The sequence below is a fragment of the Candidatus Culexarchaeum yellowstonense genome (assembly GCF_024707025.1).
Classification (GTDB): domain Archaea; phylum Thermoproteota; class Methanomethylicia; order Culexarchaeales; family Culexarchaeaceae; genus Culexarchaeum.
The window spans coordinates 1-3,630 of sequence record NZ_JANGFQ010000101.1; the positions used below are offsets into that span (position 1 = coordinate 1).

Annotated in this window: 4 protein-coding genes; 2 read left to right on the forward strand and 2 right to left on the reverse strand. The window is 41.7% G+C overall.

Annotation, left to right across the window (positions count from 1 at the left end):
• Positions 1 to 75 precede the first annotated feature (75 nt).
• Entirely contained in the window at positions 76 to 861 is a 786-nt protein-coding gene (locus MRT15_RS08980) for a hypothetical protein (protein WP_304329749.1), read from the forward strand.
• Positions 854 to 1,408 (forward strand): hypothetical protein, encoded by a 555-nt coding sequence (locus tag MRT15_RS08985; protein WP_304329750.1) that lies wholly within the window; start codon positions 854 to 856, stop codon positions 1,406 to 1,408. Before MRT15_RS08980 ends, MRT15_RS08985 begins: the two co-directional genes overlap by 8 nt.
• Here MRT15_RS08985 and MRT15_RS08990 read toward each other — a convergent pair.
• Complete coding sequence (locus MRT15_RS08990; protein ID WP_304329751.1) at positions 1,367 to 2,224, reverse strand: PH domain-containing protein; 858 nt, start codon at positions 2,222 to 2,224, stop codon at positions 1,367 to 1,369. The genes MRT15_RS08985 and MRT15_RS08990 overlap by 42 nt on opposite strands.
• A gap of 176 nt (positions 2,225 to 2,400) precedes the next feature.
• Positions 2,401 to 3,630 (reverse strand): FAD-binding oxidoreductase (locus tag MRT15_RS08995; RefSeq protein WP_304329752.1); only part of this gene is annotated, 1,230 nt, incomplete at its 5' end.

The window sequence follows — 3,630 nt, forward strand, 5'->3', positions numbered from 1 at the left end:
TGTTGGGGAGGGGAGGGTTAACATAATATTTGTGCAGAATGTTGGTGGGAAGTCTGAGGTTAAGGTGGTGTCCAAGTGAGCTTTAAAGTTAAACGTGAATATGTGGAGAGGATTATAAGTACTTGTGAGCGTGTTCTCCGTAGAGGTGTAGATCCATTCACCATTGAAGTTGAGAGGTACATTAAGTATCTTAGGGATTTCCTCTCCCAATCAAGCTCCACTGAGGATTTAGTTTTGGATTTGGAGGCTTTGGAGGCTTTAAGTAGGGTTGTCGAGTTTCAAGGTAGATGGGTTAGGGATAAATCTTCAAAGCTATACTTCGACCCATTGATAATTGAAGCTAAAGTTAAGAGTTTGAGTTTAAGTGATCTTGCACATATACTATGTCAAGCCATGCGCCCCATCGCTTCTGTGAGGTTGATATCCCGTATGGGTTTTGAGGAGGCTGCGAAGTATTGGGTTAATCTCCCTCCCTTGAGGGGTAGGTGGGGTAGACTTCCACCTCAAACCTCCACGATTGAATCCATTTCCTTTGAGGATCTTATTAGGGAGAGGCTTGCGTTGAAAGGCTCTTTTAGTGAGATGATTGAGGAGTTTTGGGGTAGGGTTAAGGAAGCCTCTAAGGGTGGTAAAATCTATTATTGGGATTTCATAAGATCCAATAGTTTTGAAGAATCAGTTTTGAAGGCTTACATGCTCTCATACCTAGTATCCTATGGTTATGTGGGTTTAGATTATGATCCTAAAGTTGATGATTACTTGATAATACCATATGAGGAGAAGGTTCAAGTTTCAGGTTCAAATTCCATTGCAATATCCATTTCATATGATGAGTGGTTGAGGAGGGTTAGGGGTGTCTGAGAAAGCCGATTTGAAATCTAAGATTGAACGTGCAGCTCAACTTCTACTAATACAGAGGCATAGGAGGCCTGGGGTTAAGGGGTGGGAGCTTAGGAGATCTCTAGGTAGGAGATACCTTGATATAATTAAGGTTTTGGATGAGGAGCTTGCGAAATTTGGTTTAAAGGTTAAAATAGTCTTTGTGGAGGAGGTTTCCGAACCTAGGGCTGAGGATTATGATAGAGCTCTCTTCATGGTTACATTTAGATATCCAGCTAAGATCACTGATGTTCTAACTGCTGGTTGGAGTATTGATGAGCTTGGAGCTTTAGCTGCATGTATCTCCATAATAAATTCTAGGGGTGGTAGTGTGAGGAGGAGGGATTTGGAGGATTTACTTGCTGAGAAGCTTCCAAGGTGGAGGGTTGAATTGCTCTTGGATAGGTTTGTTAAGTTAGGCTACTTGGATGTTAAGGATGATCATCTAAGTATTGGTTGGCGTAGTAGGGCTGAGATAGATGTGGATTTACTCTCCCTTGGGCTTGTCTCCCACAGTTCCAGTGGCTGATTCCCCCTTCCTCTCAGTTTTCTCCAATATCTTCTCAAGGTTTTCTGAGATCTTCGTCAATATTCCACTCTCACTATGTTTAGCCATCTCCTTAGATATTATCTCCTTAACTTTCATTGGATCTTTAACTCCGAATAGGACGTTTGGGCTTCTACCCTTCGGCATTACAATGTTTGTGCCTGCTATAACTCCTAAACCTGTCTGTTTAACATCTATTTTTCCGCTTATGGCTGCTATCTCCCCTCCAAGTCCAAGACCAGCTGTGGATACTGGTATTATTGTCCCCACGTTCAGTATTCTCCCAATAACCCCCTTCTCTACAACTAAATCCGTAATGTATTGGTAGCTTATCTCCCTAGTCTTCTCCTTGATGAACTTGTATTCCGATATTATCCTATCTGTGGTTATGTAGTATGTGTGTGCATTCTTGTACATGTTACTTAATGCAAGCCATACGATTCCCATGAATAAGCTTGAAGTTGATTCAGATATCCCTGTCTCAAATTTTATGGCTATGGATGCAATTACCATTATCAGTCCAGCTGCAAGCCATTTGATCGATGATTTGGCTATGAACATAACTATGAATGGAATCATAATTGTAAATGCCCAAACCAGTGTAGACATGTACCCTATTGGAACAATGTTTAAGCCAAGCAATTTACTAACCTTCAATGCTAATTCATCGGCATATATTCTTGCAATTATACTTGCAATAGCAACATATAATCCTGTGATGTATAGTTCCATGAATGCTATGGGGTGAGGCTTCAACTTTAAAATTAGTTCTTCACCTTCCCTAAATTTTACAGTCAAGCCTCATCCTAGAATCATATAAACTCCTTTAAAATTAAATGTTACTTTAATCATCAACCTAATGCTTTGCGTTAAATTTTATTCCCCGTTTAACGTAATATCTAATTGCCCTATGATGTGAACTTACATTCTGATTGGTGAGGAGACGACGGTCTCCTGAGGGTTAAAAATTTACGTCATATTACGAACTTCTCCCTCTCCACCCTCCTCTTCTCTATCCCTATATCCTCCACATTGAATACTTCTCCATCAAAAAGTTTTGCTTCCTTCCTTTCATTGTATATTGCTGCGACAATTCTCCCTATGGCATCTCCCTTCATTATCCCACTTCCACTATCTGCTGAAGCCACTATTATCCCCCCCTCTTGGAATACTACTGGTTGTCCATCGTATGTGTTGACGCCATATTGTCCAGCCCACGAGTTTACAAGTTTAGCTTGCTCAAATTGTGGTAGGTATGTGGATAGGATTGGATGTATGCCATACCTGTAGAAGTTTTCCTCGGGTTGTGGGTCATCCTCGATTGCTATTGGTCTTAGGAAGTCGTCTGCATATCCAATCCAGAAGTTTCCTTCATCAATATCCGGTTTAATGTATATTCTTGGTTGTGGGAGTATTGTGAATGGTAGGCAACCTTCGGCATTGAATCCCTTGGTATACAATAGCTTTTCCAATGGGCCTTCCGCCTTCACAACGAATACTTGTCTCTTCTTAGCTCTCTGATACGTGTCTATTCCCAGTGGGTGTAGTAGTCTATCTGCCCATACTCCAGCTGCCACCACAATCTTTTTAGCTTCTATCCTCCTCCCCCCAGCTTCAACTCCCGTTGCCCTCGCCCTCTGCCAGAAGTATGGTTCCCCTGGGAGTCCAAGCTCCTCCTCAGCCTCCACAATTATCTTGTCCACTTTGATTCCATAAGCCACCTTACCACCCATGGATTTGAATTTTGATTCGTAGTATTCCACAAGTTTCTCCACATCCATTTTGCCAGCCTTCTTCACCAGCAACCCAACTTCTATATCTCTAAGTCCACTTATTCCAGATTCACTTGCCCTCATGTTTGGATTTATCTTCTCTCTTATCTCTTCATCGCTTACAATCTTATACTCTATACCAAGCGACTCCATATCCTTGAGGTATGGTTCTAAATAGTGGAATTGTTCTTCATCGAATAGCCATAGGTATCCAATCCACCTGATCCCAAGATTAAACTTCTCCACTTCTTGTATATGCTTGTAGAATTCTATGGAGGAGTTTGCCATTTTCAAGTTTGTTTTTGAGTGGAAGAAGGCTCTGAAGCATCCAGCACTTTTCGCAGTGTTCCCTTGACCTGCAGCCCCCCTCCACTCCAATAATAGCACTTTGTGTTCTGGATTTTCCCTCTTTATGTGGTATGCTGATGCAAG